General features: G+C 66.0%; 14 protein-coding genes. 10 read left to right on the plus strand and 4 right to left on the minus strand.

Annotated features, from left to right (window positions below):
- Positions 1-2: 2 nt before the first annotated feature.
- Genes ASC89_RS09005 through ASC89_RS28780 form a run of 3 tightly spaced genes read right to left on the minus strand, consistent with a single transcriptional unit; the run spans position 3 to position 1,429 of the window.
- Positions 3-272, minus strand: coding sequence for a type II toxin-antitoxin system mRNA interferase toxin, RelE/StbE family (locus tag ASC89_RS09005; protein WP_055884862.1), 270 nt, complete (start codon positions 270-272; stop codon positions 3-5).
- Positions 269-577, minus strand: coding sequence for a type II toxin-antitoxin system RelB/DinJ family antitoxin (locus ASC89_RS09010; protein WP_055884866.1), 309 nt, complete (start codon positions 575-577; stop codon positions 269-271). The genes ASC89_RS09005 and ASC89_RS09010 overlap by 4 nt, the downstream gene beginning before the upstream one ends.
- 54 nt (positions 578-631) lie before the next feature.
- The gene (locus tag ASC89_RS28780) at positions 632-1,429 is read right to left on the minus strand and encodes a helix-turn-helix domain-containing protein (RefSeq protein ID WP_055884869.1); all 798 of its coding nucleotides are present in this window, start codon (positions 1,427-1,429) and stop codon (positions 632-634) included.
- A gap of 206 nt (positions 1,430-1,635) precedes the next feature.
- Between ASC89_RS28780 and ASC89_RS09020 the strand changes: the two genes are divergently transcribed.
- The 10 genes from ASC89_RS09020 to ASC89_RS09065 all read left to right on the plus strand — a co-directional run bounded on the left by ASC89_RS09020 (position 1,636) and on the right by ASC89_RS09065 (position 14,052).
- Positions 1,636-2,868, plus strand: a complete 1,233-nt coding sequence (locus tag ASC89_RS09020) for an EAL domain-containing protein (RefSeq protein WP_055884872.1) — start codon at positions 1,636-1,638, stop codon at positions 2,866-2,868.
- A gap of 11 nt (positions 2,869-2,879) precedes the next feature.
- Positions 2,880-3,734, plus strand: a complete 855-nt coding sequence (locus ASC89_RS09025) for a TIGR01459 family HAD-type hydrolase (RefSeq protein WP_055884875.1) — start codon at positions 2,880-2,882, stop codon at positions 3,732-3,734.
- Positions 3,735-3,861: 127 nt separating this feature from the next.
- Complete coding sequence (locus tag ASC89_RS09030; RefSeq protein WP_055996937.1) at positions 3,862-4,839, plus strand: bifunctional riboflavin kinase/FAD synthetase; 978 nt, start codon at positions 3,862-3,864, stop codon at positions 4,837-4,839.
- Positions 4,840-4,873: 34 nt separating this feature from the next.
- Positions 4,874-6,349: a glycosyltransferase family 39 protein gene (locus ASC89_RS09035; RefSeq protein WP_162247921.1), complete on the plus strand. Its 1,476-nt coding sequence runs from the start codon at positions 4,874-4,876 to the stop codon at positions 6,347-6,349.
- An 81-nt stretch (positions 6,350-6,430) separates the two neighbouring features.
- Positions 6,431-9,382: an isoleucine--tRNA ligase gene (gene ileS / locus ASC89_RS09040; protein ID WP_055997958.1), complete on the plus strand. Its 2,952-nt coding sequence runs from the start codon at positions 6,431-6,433 to the stop codon at positions 9,380-9,382.
- Positions 9,383-9,536: 154 nt separating this feature from the next.
- Entirely contained in the window at positions 9,537-10,085 is a 549-nt protein-coding gene (gene lspA, locus ASC89_RS09045; RefSeq protein WP_055996939.1) for a signal peptidase II, read from the plus strand.
- A gap of 144 nt (positions 10,086-10,229) precedes the next feature.
- Positions 10,230-10,859, plus strand: a complete 630-nt coding sequence (locus ASC89_RS09050) for a hypothetical protein (protein ID WP_055996942.1) — start codon at positions 10,230-10,232, stop codon at positions 10,857-10,859.
- A gap of 194 nt (positions 10,860-11,053) precedes the next feature.
- Complete coding sequence (locus ASC89_RS09055; protein WP_055996945.1) at positions 11,054-13,048, plus strand: pseudouridine synthase; 1,995 nt, start codon at positions 11,054-11,056, stop codon at positions 13,046-13,048.
- A gap of 3 nt (positions 13,049-13,051) precedes the next feature.
- A complete protein-coding gene (gene rsmD, locus ASC89_RS09060) occupies positions 13,052-13,606 on the plus strand; it encodes a 16S rRNA (guanine(966)-N(2))-methyltransferase RsmD (protein ID WP_055884889.1) in 555 nt (184 codons plus the stop codon).
- Between the two features lie 8 nt (positions 13,607-13,614).
- On the plus strand, positions 13,615-14,052 hold the full coding sequence (locus ASC89_RS09065; protein WP_055996948.1) for a YdeI/OmpD-associated family protein: 438 nt from the start codon (positions 13,615-13,617) through the stop codon (positions 14,050-14,052).
- A gap of 3 nt (positions 14,053-14,055) precedes the next feature.
- On the opposite strand, the gene mutL is transcribed toward ASC89_RS09065, so the two are convergent.
- Positions 14,056-15,864, minus strand: a complete 1,809-nt coding sequence (gene mutL / locus ASC89_RS09070; protein WP_055996951.1) for a DNA mismatch repair endonuclease MutL — start codon at positions 15,862-15,864, stop codon at positions 14,056-14,058.
- Positions 15,865-15,876 lie beyond the last annotated feature (12 nt).

The following is a 15,876-nucleotide window of genomic DNA, read 5'->3' on the forward strand; positions in this document are numbered from 1 at the left end:
GGCTAGTGGCGCGCCATGTGTACGAGCCTGAGGATCAGGATTTCCTGACCTTCGACGCGATACACAGCGATGTAGGGCGTGTCGGGCACAATGAGTTCCCGCGTGCCTCTGGCTCGACCAATTCTGCCCGCATACGGGTGGTGGTGGAGGATCGGCAGGCTGTCGTCGATCCGCTGATCAACGAGTAGCGCCGCTTGAGGGCTCTCCTCCATCAGGTAGTCGATGGCATCATCACGGTCCCGCTGGGCTGTTTGAGTCCAGCGGATGATCATTTCTTCTGGCTATCAATCAGCCGTCGCAGCTCTTCCCGGCGACGCGCGAAGTGGGCGCGAACCTCCTCGTCGGGAATGGGTGGGCGCGGATCGTCCAAAGCTTCCTGAACCTGCGCACGAAACCAAGCGTCGTACTCGTCGTCGGGTGTCAGTAGACCGGCAGGGATGGCGCCCTCGTTGGCGATTCGGGTGAGCAGGATGCGCACGGCATCCGACACGGTCAGGCCCGACCTTTCGACTATTTCGGCGGCACGGTCTCGAATCTCGGGGTCGATGCGAGTTTGAACGAGGGCGTTGGCGGCCATTTCGGAACTCCTGTTTGAGTTCCAATGTAATGCACGTGCATTACGGCAGCAACCTTAAGCCGCACCCTTCTTGCCTTCGAGTTCCGCCCAAGCCTGCCGCTTGCGGTAGATCGTCGAGGGGCTGAGCTCCAGCGCTGCGGCGGCGAGCGCGATGTTGCCCGCAAAACTCTCGATCGCGTCCTCGATGATCCGCTGTTCCTGTTGCCACATCGGCAGCACGGCCGGGCGCATCGGCGATTCCGTCGAAGCGGCGCGTCGTTCCGTCTCGCCGCCATCGAACATCGCGACGATTCGGCGGGCCACGCCTTCGAGGTTTTCTGCGCTCCCCGGCAGGTCGCGAGCTACGAAGTCGAGCACCGTCTGCAGCTGGCTGGAGGCATCAATCAACCCGGCCACACGCTCCCGCTCCGCCGGTCCGCGGAACGCTCCGGCGATGGCTCGGCCATGCCGATGTGCCAGCTCGCCGAGCCGCGCCGACAGCACCGCGCCATCGACCGGCCGGGTCACGTGCTCGTGCGCGCCTGCCTGCAATACCGCGAGCGTCGCTGATACCGAAGCCCCGTCGGAAAGCACCACCACCAGCGATCCCGACGCCAGCCGCGCCAGCCGCGCCACCGCGTCCTCGGGCTCCGCTGAGAGGTCGCAAAGGCTGTCGAGGTCCGCCAGCAGCAGGTCGTATGATGCGAGGCGCAGCCGGTCTGCCGCCTCGCGGCCGCCGCAAGCCAGCGCGATCTCGGGTGCGATGATGAATCCCCGATCGAGCATCTCGATCAGGCTCCGGGCGCCGGCCTCGTCGCGTTCGACGAGCAGGATACGGACGGCGTTATCCAGGCCGAAGCCGGGAGCGGGCATGGTGACAAGTCCTTGGGCACGTGGCTGTGCTGAATGGAGTGTTGACGAACTGGGTAAATAAAGCGTTCCAGCCGATCCGTGCGCAAACCCGCCGAGCCCGCGGTTTGCCACAGCTCCCGCATCCCCGCGCCTTTCGGCAGGGCCCGCCCGATGCTATGACGGGATGCGTTGAATCCCGTTGGCCACTGTGGGAGCCCGAGCGTTAAGTGCAAGGCCTCGTCTACATCTTCATTGCGCTGGCCACGCTTGGCGTTGCGGCGGCCGCCTATTTCGGGCTGACCTTTTCGCCGATCGAAGCTTTTGTTACCGCAATTGCCTTTGGTGCGCTCGCCGTCATGCTGATGGAGCGCCGCCTGCGCCAGCGCTCGGAAGCGCGGCTCGAGCGCGCCGTCGAGGATCTGGCGCGGCTGCTGTCGACCGATGCCAGGGCCGGGCAGGTACTGAGCCAGCGCGTCAACGCCATTGCCGATACCAATGTGGGTAGCCGGCTCGACGGCATCGAGGCCGATATCTCGGTGCTCGGCACCGTCACCCGGCAGCTCGCCGAAGCGCTGGCCGAATTCGAGGAGGCCCGGCGCGCCGATGGTGGTTCCCGTCTCGCCGAAGCGATGGCGGAACCGGCAGAGCCCGACGACGACATCTTCCTCGATCCGATGATTCCTGAGGCAGAGGTCCGCGCTGCGCTCGATTCCAACCGGCTGGTCTTCCACATCGAGCCGGTGGTCAGGCTACCGGCCAGGAAACCGCTCGGCTACGACCTCGTGCCGCGCTTGATGCAGGATGCGGGCGGGCTTGCCGATGCGCCCGATTTCATGCCGCGCCGCGGCGGCGAGGACCTGATCCGCCGTATCGAAGCGATGGCGCTCGAGGAAGCCGTCACCATCGCGCGGCGGGCCAAGACCTCCGGCCAGCCGATCACCCTGTTCCTGCCGTTGAGCCGCGCCACCATCCTCGACAAGAAGGGGCTGGAGCAGGTGACGGCGACGCTCGTCGCCAACCAGGCGATCACCGGCTCGCTGAACTTCGCCATCCGGCAGACCGAGTGGAAGCCGCTCGGCCCGACCGAGAAGCGCGCGCTCTACGAGTTCCGCAAGGCCGGCGCCGGGTTCGTCCTCACCGACGCCACCTCGCTGCGCTTCGACTTCGCCGAGCTCGAGGGCCTCGGCTTCAGCGACGTGCGGTTCGATGCGACCCGCTTCCTGTCGCAGCCGCAAAGCTTCACCGATTTCCACACCGCCGATATCGCCCCCTACGCCAAGCGCTTCGAGATCGAGCTCTGCGGCACCGGGGTGATCGATGAGCAGCAGTTGCTCAGCCTGTTCGAAGATGGCATCAGCCTCGTGCAGGGACCGCATATCGGCCGGCCCGGCCCGGTTCGCCCGGATCTCGTCGCCGAACGTCCGCGCGATGCCGAGCGCCGCATCGAGGCGCAAGCGTAATAGGATAGACTATGCAGGCACTTGCCGGACTGAGCGGGATCGCCCCCCGCTACGATGTGGTTTTGAGCGACATCTGGGGCGTCGTGCACAATGGCATCGCCGCCCACCCGACCGCCGTCGAGGCGCTGGTCAATTATCGCCGCAATGGCGGCCGTGTCGTCTTGATCAGCAACGCTCCGCGTCCGCACGGCCCGATCATCGAGATGATGGATCGGCTCGGCGTCTCGCGCGAAGCCTATGACGATGTGGTGACCTCGGGCGACGCCACCCGCGTCGTGCTCGAGCGCTATCGCGGCCAGACCGTCCACTATGTCGGCCCGCCGCACGATAATGATAGCCTGTTTGAGGGCCTCGACATCACCATCGGCCGCGCCGAGGACGCGAGGGCCATCGTCGTCACCGACCTCGATACCGACCACGACACGCCGGACATGTACAATGACCGGATCACCCTGTGGCTCAGCCGCAATCTGCCGCTGATCGCCGCCAATCCGGATCGGGTGGTCGAGCATGGCGACCAGATCCTCTATTGCGGCGGCGCTCTCGCCGACCTCTATGAGGCCCGCGGCGGCATGATCGTCATGGTCGGCAAGCCATATAAGCCGATCTATGCCGAGGCCCTGCGCCTCGCCGAAAAGGCTGCCGGCCGCCCGGTCGACCGCACGCGCATCCTCGCCATCGGCGACTCGGTGCGCACCGACGCCATCGGCGCCGCCGGCGCGGGGCTCGACCTGCTGTTCGTCACCGGTTCGATCCACGCCGCCGAACTCGATGCCTTCGGCAACCCGGACCCCGAAGCCATCCGTCGCCTGGTCGAACCGAGTGGCGCCAATGTCGCTGGATTCATGCCGCGGCTGAGCTGGTAGCCACCGGGCCCCTCGGTCATCTCTCCCGCCAGGGGGAGCGTTCCGCATAGCAGCCTCCAACCTTAGCTGCCTTGCAACCCATCCGGTTTCTTGCCATATCGCCATCACTCTCAAGGCGGGTACGAATTTGAGCGGCTTCATCAGGCTCGCTGGACTCGACCAGGTTCCGGCGTCGCTGCGCGGCGCCATGGTCGCGATCGGCAATTTCGACGGCTGCCACCGCGGTCATCAGCACGTGTTCCGGGCGCTGAAGGCCCGCGCTGCCGCGCTTGGCGTGCCGGCGCTGGTCCTCACCTTCGAGCCGCACCCGCGCGACGTGTTCGCGCCGGCGCCGTTCATGTTCCGTTTGACCTATGCTGACCAGAAGGCCGAGATCGCCGAAGCGCTCGGGCTCGATGGCATCGTGGTGATGCCGTTCTCGCTCGAATTCTCCCACATCGTCGCCGAGGACTTCGTCACCCGCTTCCTCGTCGGGGCGCTCGGCGTCACCGGCGTCTCGGTCGGCGCCGATTTCCATTTCGGCTACAAGCGCCAGGGCACTCCGGATTTTCTCAGGGATGCCGGCGTCCGCCACGGCTTCGAGGTCGAAATCCTCGATATGCTCGACGAGGGCGACGACCATATCTCGTCCTCCCGCATCCGCGCCCTGCTCGGCGAGGGCGACGTCGCCGGCGCGGCCCAGCTGCTCGGCTACCACTGGTTCCTCTCCGGCGTCGTGGTGAAGGGCGATCAGCGGGGCAGGGAGCTCGGCTTCCCCACCGCCAATACCGCGAGCCCCACCGGCTTTGGCCTCTTGCAGGGCGTGTACGCCGTGCGCGCCAAGCTCAATGGGCGCCTGCTCGATGGTGTCGCGAGCTACGGCAAGCCGATGTTCAACAACGAGCGCCCGCCCTTCGAAACCTGGATCTTCGATTTCGACGAGGACATTTACGGCGAGACGCTGGAAGTGGCGCTGCTCGGCACCGTGCGCGGCCAGGTGAAGTTCGCCGGCCTCGACGAGCTGATCGCTGCCGTCAACAATGACGCCGCCCAGGCCCGCCTGCTGCTGCAGGCCGCGCTACCGGTTTTCGAACTCGACGAGAAGCTGGGTTTTTTCCGCACCTGATGTAGAATCGTTGTGCCTTGGGGGAGGCGACACAATGGATGGCACCGCATCGCGGTCGACAAAGGTTCCGGCCGCGACCGGTGTAAGTGTCGTAGTAGTTATTGCACTAGGCCTGCGCGTGGCGTTCGACCTGTTCGTCGCGCCGATCGGCGACGAAGCCTATTACTGGCTTTGGGGCCAGCGGCCGGCCCTCTCCTATTTCGACCATCCACCGCTTCATTCGTGGTTGCTGGGCCTTGCTTCGCCACTAGGCTGGAACACGCTGGTGCTGCGGCTGACGGCCTGGTTGACGTTCGCCGGAACACTTGCACTCGCTGCCCGGTTGGCCTTGCGGATAAACCCGGAGCTTGGTTCGCGCGCTGGTTGGCTGGCGGTGGCGATCTGTATCACCTCGCCCGTCTGGTTCATCATGACGACGCTGGCGTTCCAGGATCACCTGATGATCCTGTTCTCGATGCTGGCGGGTTACGTGTTCGTCGACATCTTTGCCACCACACTCGCCGGCGACCGGCCGCGGGCCGCGCGCTACTACCTCGGCGGCGCGGCCATCGGACTGGCGGTTCTGAGCAAGGAGAATGGCGTCTTCATCGGCGTGGCGATCGCGGCAGCGATCCTGACCACCCGGGCGCTCTGGCCGCTGCTGCGGGTGCCGCACCTTTATCTTGCGGCGATCCTTGCGTTGCTTCTGCAGTTGCCGGTGCTGATGTGGAACATCAGCAACGACTTTGCCTCGTATCGCTTTAACCTGGTCGACAGGGTCGACTGGCTGGACAATGTCAATCTCATCCGGCCGGCAATTTTCATCGTCCTCGCCACTTTGACGTTCTCACCCTTCGCACTGGCGGGAGTTGCGAGCCTGGTGCGTCGCAACCCCGGGTTGCCGCCGCTTGGCCAGGCGTTGCGGTTGCTCGCGCTGTGGCTGTTTGCGGCATCGAGCCTGGGCATGCTGGTCCTGTCACTGTCGACCTTCGTGCTCTACTACTGGAACATCGCTGCCTACGTGCTCGTGCTGCCGGCAATCGCCGCGCTGCGACCAGGCTGGCGCTTGTTCTGGCCGCATGTCGCGTATGGTCTGCTGATCACGGCGCTGATTGTGGTGAATTATGCCGCTGTTCCACTCTCGGCGTTCGTCGGCAAGCCCGATTGGGAATCGAGCGTGGTCTATGGCTGGGATGATGTGGCTGACAGCGTCCGGGCGCTGCGCTCGGCCGACGCCCCGGATTTCCTCGCTGGCACCCGCTACACGCTCGCTTCGCAACTGGGCTTTGCGCTTCAGACGGCCGAGGTGACGGATCTGTCCGAACGGCACAGTCAGTTCTCGTTCTGGTTCGATCCGAAGGCGCATCTGGGGCAATCGGCGCTGGTCCTCAGCGATGAGGCGTTTCCTGTCGATGGCGTCGCGAAGCGGTTCACCGGTGGGTGCGTCGAGGCCGGCCGGGTCGACGTGGAGCGGTTCGGCATTCCGGTACATCGCTTCTTGATCTCTCGGTGCACCGGATTCGCGGGTTAGCACTCCGCGCACTTCGGCCTTTCACCTCGCGCCCTCGCTTGCTACAAGCCCGCAACTTCCCTTGAACATCGATCGATGACGATGAACGACACTGCTCAAAGCGGCGCGGAGACCGATTACAGCGCGACGCTGTTCCTCCCCGAGACCGAGTTTCCGATGCGCGCCGGGCTTCCCGCCCGCGAGCCTGACTGGCTGAAGCGTTGGGAAGAGATGGACATTTATGCCCGCCAGCGCGCCGCCGGTGAAGGCAAGCCGCTGTTCACGCTGCACGATGGCCCGCCCTATGCCAATGGCAACATCCATATCGGCCATGCGCTCAACAAGATCCTCAAGGACCTGGTGAGCCGATCCAAGACCATGCTCGGCTACAATTCGGCCTACGTGCCGGGCTGGGACTGCCATGGCCTGCCCATCGAGTGGAAGGTCGAAGAGCAGTATCGCGCCAAGGGTAAGAACAAGGACGACGTCGAGATCAACGAGTTCCGCAACGAGTGCCGGAGCTTCGCGCAATACTGGGTCGATACCCAGCGCGAGGAGTTCAAGCGGCTCGGTGTGGTCGGCGACTGGTCCAACCCGTATTTGACCATGAGCTTTGATGCCGAAGCGCAGATCGCGCGCGAGCTGATGAAGGTTGCGGCTTCCGGCCAGCTCTATCGCGGTTCCAAGCCCGTCATGTGGTCGGTGGTGGAGCGTACCGCGCTCGCCGAAGCCGAGATCGAGTACCAGGACTACGAGAGCGACGCGATCTGGGTGAAGTTCCCGATCCACTCGGCCAACGGCGCCTTCGGTACCGGTTCGTTCGAGGATTTCGGCTCGTCCTACGTGGTCATCTGGACCACCACGCCGTGGACCATCCCGGCCAACCGCGCCATCAGCTATTCGAGCAAGATCGGCTACGGCCTCTACGAGGTCACCGGTGCGCCCGAGGGCAACTGGGCCACCAAGGGCGAGAAATACGTCCTCGCCGACAAGCTGGCGGCCGACGTGTTCGCCAAGGCCAAGGTCGAAAGCTTCATCCGCCTGCACGATGTCGATTGTTCCAAGATCGTCTCGACCAACCACCCGCTGCGCGGGCTCGGCGGCGGCTATGAGTTCGAGGTGCCGCTGCTCGATGGCGAGCACGTCACCGACGATACCGGCACCGGGTTCGTTCACACCGCGCCCAGCCACGGCCTCGACGATTTCGGCATCTGGATGGAGTCTGGCCGCATGCTCACGGCGCGCGGTATCGACACCACCATCCCCTACGTTGTCGACGACGCCGGCTTTTACACCGCCGCTGCCCCAGGCCTCGAAGGTGCCCGCGTCATCGATGATGCCGGCAAGAAGGGCGATGCCAACAACCGCGTCATTGCGGCGCTTGCCGAGCGCAACGCCATGGTCGCCCGCGGCCGCATCAAGCACCAGTATCCGCACTCCTGGCGTTCGAAGAAGCCGATCATCTTCCGCAACACGCCGCAGTGGTTCGTCTATATGGACCGCGACATCGAGGGGAAGAAAGGCGACACCCTGCGGGCCCGCTCGCTCGCCGCGATCGATGCGACCAAGTTCTACCCGCAAGCCGGGCAGAACCGCCTGCGCTCGATGATCGCCGACCGCCCCGACTGGGTGCTGAGCCGCCAGCGCGCCTGGGGCGTGCCGATCGCCGTGTTCTACAACGAGGCGACCGACACCATCCTCAACGACGCGATGGTCAATCATCGTATCGGCCAGGCCTTCGAAGAAGAGGGCGCCGACGCCTGGTTCAAGGCCGGCGCCAAGGAGCGCTTCCTCGGCAACGCCGTGCCGGATCCCGAGAACTGGCAGAAGGTCGACGACATCCTCGATGTCTGGTTCGAGAGCGGCACCACCCATTCCTGGGTGCTGAAGAACCCACAGAAGTGGCCGGACATGCAGTTCCCGGCCGGCATGTACCTGGAAGGTTCCGACCAGCACCGCGGCTGGTTCCACTCCTCGCTGCTCGAAAGCTGCGCCACCAACGGCTTCGCGCCTTATGCGAGCGTCTTGACGCACGGCTTCACCCTCGACGGCGAGGGCAAGAAAATGTCGAAATCGCTGGGCAACACCACCGCCCCGCAGGACGTCATCAAGCAGTTCGGCGCCGACATCCTCCGCCTCTGGGTTGCCCAGTCCGACTATTCGGACGACCTCCGGATCGGCAAGGAGATCATCAACTCCACCGTCGATAACTACCGTAAGCTCCGCAACACCATCCGCTGGCTCATCGGCAACCTCGCTCACCGCAAGGCTGAGGAAACCGTCGACTATCGCGACATGCCCGAACTCGAGCAGTTGATCCTCAGTAAGCTTAGGGATCTCGATGGGCTCGTTCGCGACGCCTACGAGAGCTACGACTACAAGCGCATCGTCGCGGCGCTGTCGAACTTCATGAACATCGACCTTTCGGCCTTCTACTTCGATATCCGCAAGGACGCGCTCTACTGCGATCCGATCAGCTCGGTCCGCCGCCGCGCCAGCCTGACCGTGCTCGACCATGTGTTCGACGCGCTGACCGCCTGGCTCGCCCCGATCTTGGTGTTCACCATGGAAGAGGCGTGGCTCGAACGTCACCCCGGCGCCGATTCGTCGGTGCATCTACGTCAGTTCCCAAAACTCCCCGAGGAGTGGACGGACGCAAAACTCGACGAGAAGTGGGATGCTATCCGCGAGGTCCGCAAGGTCGTGACCGGGGCGCTGGAAATCGCCCGGCGCGACAAGGTGATCGGCGCTTCGCTCGAGGCCGCGCCGAAGGTCTATATCACTGACGACAAGCTCGCCGCCGCCGTCCGCGGCACCGACATGGCCGAGATCTCGATCACTTCCGACATCGAGATTGTCGAAGGTGAGGGGCCTGCCGACGCCTTCCGGCTCGACGAAGTGCGCGGCGTCGCTGTCGTCTTTGCCAAGGCCGAGGGCCAGCGCTGTGCCCGTTCCTGGCGGATCCTGCCGGAAGTCGGCACGGATGCCGAATATCCGGACCTGTCGCTGCGCGATGCACAGGCGATGCGCGAGTTGAAGGCAGCGGGACGGTAAGGCCGGTGGCTCCCAACCCCCACCCTCATTCCCTCCCCACAAGGGGGAGGGAGGCGCACTTTGCGCGGGCCGTTCCATCGTCTCCCTCCCCCTTGTGGGGAGGGATCAAGGGTGGGGGTGCCCCACGCGCCGGCTTCGGGGGTGGGAAGCCCCGATGCCAGTGACTCGCCCCCACCTCATCGCCTCGCTTCTCGCCGGGCTCGCCGCGTTCGTCCTCGATCGCGGCCACAAGTTCCTGCAGGTCAGCTCCGACTGTATCGGCGCTGCCTCGACGCTCTGCATCGAGCACCTGGGCTTCGTCACTCCGGCCACACCGTTCGGCTGGCAGGGTGGTGAGATCGTGCCGGTCACGCCGTTCTTCGACTATGTGCTGGTCTGGAACACCGGCGTCTCCTACGGCCTGCTCGGTGATCTGCCGGTCTGGGCGCTCGGCGCCATCGCCGTCGTCGCTATCCTGGCGCTCGGCGTCTGGTGGTCGCGCACCTCCGATGTGCTGGTACGCTATGGCCTGATGCTCGCCATCGGCGGCGCCGTCTCAAATGCGCTTGATCGTGTGCTTTATGGCGCCGTTGCGGATTTCTTTCACTTTCATTGGCAGGATTGGTCGTTCTACATCTTCAATATCGCCGACGTGGCGATCACTTTGGGGGTGTTGCTGCTACTCCTCGACTTCGTCGGGATCGGCCGCAGAAAGCCCGCCTGAACGCAAAGGCGCCTCAATCTGGCCTTAGGGCCCGGTTGGGTGGGCAACGAAAGCGATAACAATTCCGAGCGAATTGTTCGTGTGCCTATGATGGTCTATAAGGCCCGCGCGGGGCGCGCACGGGCCGGGGAAAAGGGAAGTTTCATGCTGAGTGATTTGACCGGGCGGCGGCCCACTCTCAAAGCCGTGACCCGGGGCGGATTGCTGACCGTTGGTATCGTGCTCGGCCTCGGCCTGAGCGCCTGCACCACCACCGAAGGCACCAATGCCCTGACCGATGTCAGCACCTTCGAGCGCGAAGTGGTGACCGAGACCATGAAGGGCATGGGCATGATGGATCGCGAGGAGAAAGCGGAGAACGCCGAGCGTCGCGGCCCGCTGGTGCTCCCAAAATCCACCGCACTGCCGGCTCCCGCCGATCCGAAGGCGGCCAAGACCGCCCTGATCCCCGAGGATTCGAGCCGCGTGCAGATCGATACGTCGAACATTTCGGAAGCTGACCTGAAGCGGCTGCGTAACGCCCGTGTGGTCGATCTGCGCACCATCGCCGGCCGTCCGCTCACCGAAGTCGAAACCAAGCAGCTCACCGCGCGCATGACCGCTGCCAAGCTGAAGGGCGGTCCCAAGCCGCTCTATCTGCCGCCCGATGAGTACTACACCACGGTCAAGGGCCAGGATATGGTCTGCCTGGCCGCCAATGGCGAGCTCGTGCCGCTCACCGACAAATCGTGCCCACCCGACGTCCGCAAGGCCCTGGCCGCGCAGGCGAACTAGAGCGCTTCCAGGAAAAAGCCTGTCCCCGCGAAGGCGGGGATTGCAGACTTTTCCGGTTCGGAAGCGCGACCACTTAACCCGGTAGGGCAAGACGATGTCTCGAAGAGACGGAGGCTGGGCCTACCCATCAACTCGAAAGATGCGCTGACCCCCCGGGCAATCCTGCCCGGCCCCGGTCCCGCAGGAGTTATCGCATGTCGAATGTCTCAGCCGTCCCGACGGACGGCGATCGCTTGGCCAAGGTCATCGCCCGTTCCGGTCTCTGTTCGCGTCGCGATGCCGAAGGCTGGATCAAGGATGGGCGCGTTACCGTCAACGGTAAGAAGGTCCTGACCCCGGCCTTCAACGTCTCCGAAAAAGACAAGATCAAGGTCGATGGCGAACCGCTTGCGGCGCGCCAGGGCACCCGCGTTTGGCTCTACCACAAGCCCGCCGGCCTTGTGGTCACCGAGAAAGACCCGGAAGGCCGCCCCACCGTGTTCGAGGCGCTCGAAGAAAAAGAGCTGCCGCGCGTCGTCTCGATCGGCCGGCTCGACATCAACACCGAAGGCCTGCTGCTGGTCACCAATGATGGTGGCCTGAAGCGCGTGCTCGAGCTGCCGGCCACCGGCTGGCTCCGCCGTTACCGCGTCCGCGCCTTCGGCTCGGTCACCCAGGCGCAGCTCGATACGCTGAAGGACGGCATCGAGATCGAGGGCATCCAGTACGGCCCGATCGAAGCCATTCTCGAACGCGCCCAGGGCTCCAACAGCTGGCTGGTGCTGAGCCTGCGCGAAGGCAAGAACCGCGAGGTCAAGAATGTCCTCGGCGCACTCGGACTGCAGGTCAACCGCCTGATCCGCGTCAGCTACGGCCCGTTCCAGCTCGGTGACCTGCCTGAGGGCGAGGTCGAAGTCGTCGCCGCCCGCGTGCTGCGCGAGCAGCTCGGCAAGCGCCTTGCCGCTGAGGCCAACACCGATTTCGACAGCGACATGCCTGAAGTCGCACCCAAGAAGAAGCCGGCGGTCAACCCCAAGCTGCGCGCTGCCGCGCCGGGCAAGGAGCTGAAGAAGGATTCGCCGCGCAAGTCGCGCGACAGCAAGTTCCGCTTCGAGGACGACGAGACCGAGGCCGCAGCTGCTGCCGCACTCGCCGAGCGCCCCCGCCAGGATCGTCCCGGCCGTTTCGACAAGAAGCCGGTCAAGGCGCCGAGTCGCCCGCGTCCGGTCGATCCGAGTGAGATTCGTACGATCCACTTTGAGGATGGCCGCGAGGCCGAGATCCGCGTCAAGCCGCCCCGCCGCGAGGGCGTGGAAGGCGAAGAGCGCAAGCGCTGGAACGACCCCGAGGACAGCTCGGCCAGGAATTTCGGCCGCCCCGCCCACCACGAGGATCGTCCGGCCCGCGCGCCGGGAGCTAAACGCCCGGGCGCCGATGCCGACCGTCCGAAACGCGCCTATGGCGACAAGCCCGCGGGCAAGCGCCCCTACGGTGACAAGCCCCGCGGCGATGTCGGCGATCGTCCGAAGCGTGCCTACGGCGATAAGCCTGCCTATGGCGAAAAGCGCGCCTATGGCGACAAGTCGCGCTCGGCCCGGCCGGCCGGCGACCGGCCTTACGGCGACAAGAAGCCCTACGCCCCGCGCGGCGATGGTCCCGCGCGCTCCTACGAGGGCAAGAAGCCGTACGCGCCCCGTACCGACGCCAGCGACCGCCCGAGCCGCTCGTTCGGCGACAAGAAGCCCTATGGCGCCCGCCCACCCCGCGAAGGCGCAGAGCGTGGTCCGCGCGACGGCGCCGAGCGCGGCCCGCGTGCCGAGGAAAAGCGCCCCTACGCCCCGCGCAACTCCAATACCGGCGACCGCGAGCGCAGCAATAGTCGTCCGCTTGGTGACAAGAAGCCCTATGGCACGCGCCCGCCCCGCGGCGATCGCCCTTCCAGCGATCGTCCGCCCGGCGGCGGTGACCGTCCGGCCCGTTCGTTCGGGGACAAGCCGCGCAGCTTCGGTGATAAGAAGCCGTTCTCCGGCAAGCCCGGCGGCACTGGCGGCAAGCCCTACGGCAAACCGTCAGCTGGCGCCGGCCGGCCGTCCGGCGGTGGTCGTCCCGGCGGCGCCGGCCGTCCCCAGGGCGGCGCTGGCCGCCCCTCCGGCAGCTCCGGCCGTCCTGCCGATGATCGCCCCCGTGGACCCAAGAAGCCGCGCGAGTAACCGATGCGCATCGTCGCCGGCAAGTTTCGCGGCAAGGCGCTGCTGTCGCCTTCGGACGACAGCATCCGCCCGACCTCCGACCGGGCCCGCGAATCGGTGTTCAACATCCTCGCGAGCCGGATCGGCGTGCATCTCGACGGGCTGAAGGTGCTCGACCTGTTCGCCGGCACCGGCGCGCTGGGCCTTGAAGCCCTGTCGCGCGGCGCGTCGGGCGCGGTGTTCGTCGATAACGGCGCCGAATCCCGCGGCATCATCCGCGACCACATCGAAGCCTTCGGCATCGCCGGCATCGCCAAGCTGCTCCGCCGCGACGCCACGGCGCTCGGCCCCGCCGGCACCATGGGTCCCTTCGACCTGGTGTTCCTCGATCCGCCCTACGCCAAGGGGCTGGGGGAGCAGGCGCTGACCTCGCTCCGCGAGGGTAACTGGCTGGCCAAGGACGCCACGATCGTGCTTGAGGAAAGCGCCGACGTCGAACTGGCGCTGCCCGAAGGCTTCACCCTCGATGATCGCCGCGCCTATGGTGCGGCAGCGGTGCACTTCATCCGCACGCAGTGAGGCGAGCCATGCAGTTCCGCGCCGTCGTCATCCCCTCCGGCAATGCCACCGCCGTCGAAATCCCCGATGAGGTCATGCAATCGCTCGGTCCCGAGGCGCGGCCGCCGGTGGCGATCACCATCAACGGCTACAGCTGGCGCAGCCGTGTCGCCATCAAGAACGGCCAGCGCCTGGTCGGTATCAGCGCCGCCCAACGCACCGCGGCCGGCATTGAAGCAGGTCAGGCAATCGAGATCGACATCAGTCTCGACACCGCGCCGCGCGATGTCGAAGAGCCCGACGACCTCAAATCTGCCCTCGACGGCGATCCGGCCGCCCGTGCTGGCTTCGACAAGCTGCCGTTCGGGCTCAAGGCCAAGCATGTTCGCGACATCGAAGCGGCAAAGTCGCCCGAAGTCCGCGCCCGCCGGATCGGCAAGCTGGTGGAAACGCTCGGTCGTCCCTGAACGCTAGCGCGTTCGTCCGAACAACCGCTCGATATCCGCCTTCTTCAGCTCGACATAGGTCGGCCGACCGTGGATGCACTGGCCCGAATGCGGCGTCGTTTCCATCTCGCGCAGCAGCGCGTTCATTTCCTCGACCCTGAGCCGCCGCCCCGAGCGCACCGAGCCGTGGCAGGCCATGCGCCCGATGATCGCCTCCAGCCGGTCGGCCAATGCCGCCGAGCTGTCCCATTCCGCCAGCCCATCGGCGAGATCGCGTACCAGCCCATCGATATCCGCCTGCCCGAGCAGCGCCGGCGTTTCGCGCACCGCCACCGCGCGCGGTCCGAACCGTTCGATATAGAGCCCCAGCCGCTCCAGCGTCGGCGCCGCGTCCTCGAGCCGCCCGCAATCGTCCTCGCTGAGCTCGATCACCACCGGGATCAGCTGCATCTGGCTCGCCACGGGGCCCGCCGCCATCTGCGCCTTGAACCGCTCGTAGACCAGCCGCTCGTGTGCCGCATGCTGGTCGACCAGCAACAGGCTGTCGCCATTCTGCGCGACGATGAAATTGTCAAACATCTGCGCCCGCGCCGTCCCGAGCGGATACTCCACCGGTTCGACGATCGGCGTCACCTCGTTCACTTCATATCGCGCACTAGGTTCCGCAAAGCCCGCGAACCGTGCAGTCGGCGATCCTCCCCCGCGGGACGGAGGAGGGGGCCCTGCGTAGCTGGAGGAAGGAGCGGTCCAACCCGCCGTCGTCCCGATTGGCGCCGCCTCATACTCCGGCACCCGGAACGCCTGCACCACGTCCTCGGCCACCGTGCTCGCCGCCCGGTGCCCCGCCGCATCCAGCGCCTCGGTGATTGCCCGGATCACCGCGCCGCGCACCGCGCCGGGGTCGCGGAACCTGAGCTCCGCCTTGGTCGGGTGGACGTTCACATCCACCTCCGCCGGATCGACCGCGAGGAAAATCGCCGCCACCGGGAAACGGTCGCGGAACACGAAATCCGCGTAGGCGGCGCGGATCGCCCCCACCAGCACCTTGTCGCGCACCGCCCGGCCGTTGACGAAGAAATACTGGCTCAGCGAGTTGGCCCGCGTATAGGTCGGCAGCCCAGCGAGCCCGGTCACCACCATGCCGTGCCGCATCGTCGCCAGCGGCACGGCGTTGTCGCCGAAATCTCCGCCCATCACGTCGCCGAGCCGCGCCCTCAGCGCCCCGTCGCCCTCACGCCCCGGCCAGTTCGAGGTGGTGCGGTCGGCTCCGTCGAGCACGAACTGCACGTGCGGGTTGGCCATCGCCAACCGCTTCACCATGTCGGTGATCGCTCCGGCCTCGGAGCGCTCGGTCTTCAGGAATTTCCGCCGCGCCGGCACATTGCCGAACAGCTCGCGCACCTCGACGATGGTGCCGCGGTTCATCGCCAGCGGCACCGGCCGCGACTTCACCCCGTGCCTGACCGCGATCCGCAGCCCGCTCGCGTCCTCGGCCCGCCGCGACGCGATGCCAAGTTCCGCCACAGCTCCGATCGAGGCCAGCGCCTCGCCGCGAAACCCCAGCGTCCGGATGTCCTCTAGCCCGTCATCGGCCAGTTTTGATGTGGCATGCCGCTCGACCGACAGCACCAGGTCGGCCTCATCCATGCCGACGCCGTCATCCTCGATCCGGATCAGGCTCTGTCCACCACCGGCGGTGGTAATGTGGACCCGGCTGGCGCCGGCATCGATGGCGTTCTCAACCAGCTCCTTCACCACGCTTGCCGGCCGCTCAACCACCTCGCCCGCGGCGATGCGATTGATCAGATCTTCGGGAAGCTGGCGGATGGGCAAGGCGATTCTCCT

Origin of the sequence: Devosia sp. Root413D1 (genome assembly GCF_001425235.1) — a bacterium.
Taxonomy (GTDB): Bacteria; Pseudomonadota; Alphaproteobacteria; order Rhizobiales; family Devosiaceae; genus Devosia_A.

Bases quoted from the DNA above. Each gene is read 5' to 3' on its own strand.
- ASC89_RS09010 (WP_055884866.1), bottom strand. From the start codon at position 577: ATGGCCGCCAACGCCCTCGTTCAAACTCGCATCGACCCCGAGATTCGA.
- ASC89_RS09050 (WP_055996942.1), top strand. From the start codon at position 10,230: ATGCTGAGTGATTTGACCGGGCGGCGGCCCACTCTCAAAGCCGTGACC.
- ASC89_RS09025 (WP_055884875.1), top strand. From the start codon at position 2,880: ATGCAGGCACTTGCCGGACTGAGCGGGATCGCCCCCCGCTACGATGTG.
- ASC89_RS09065 (WP_055996948.1), top strand. From the start codon at position 13,615: ATGCAGTTCCGCGCCGTCGTCATCCCCTCCGGCAATGCCACCGCCGTC.
- rsmD (WP_055884889.1), top strand. From the start codon at position 13,052: ATGCGCATCGTCGCCGGCAAGTTTCGCGGCAAGGCGCTGCTGTCGCCT.
- ASC89_RS28780 (WP_055884869.1), bottom strand. From the start codon at position 1,429: ATGCCCGCTCCCGGCTTCGGCCTGGATAACGCCGTCCGTATCCTGCTC.
- ASC89_RS09035 (WP_162247921.1), top strand. From the start codon at position 4,874: ATGGATGGCACCGCATCGCGGTCGACAAAGGTTCCGGCCGCGACCGGT.
- lspA (WP_055996939.1), top strand. From the start codon at position 9,537: ATGCCAGTGACTCGCCCCCACCTCATCGCCTCGCTTCTCGCCGGGCTC.
- ASC89_RS09055 (WP_055996945.1), top strand. From the start codon at position 11,054: ATGTCGAATGTCTCAGCCGTCCCGACGGACGGCGATCGCTTGGCCAAG.
- ASC89_RS09005 (WP_055884862.1), bottom strand. From the start codon at position 272: ATGATCATCCGCTGGACTCAAACAGCCCAGCGGGACCGTGATGATGCC.
- ileS (WP_055997958.1), top strand. From the start codon at position 6,431: ATGAACGACACTGCTCAAAGCGGCGCGGAGACCGATTACAGCGCGACG.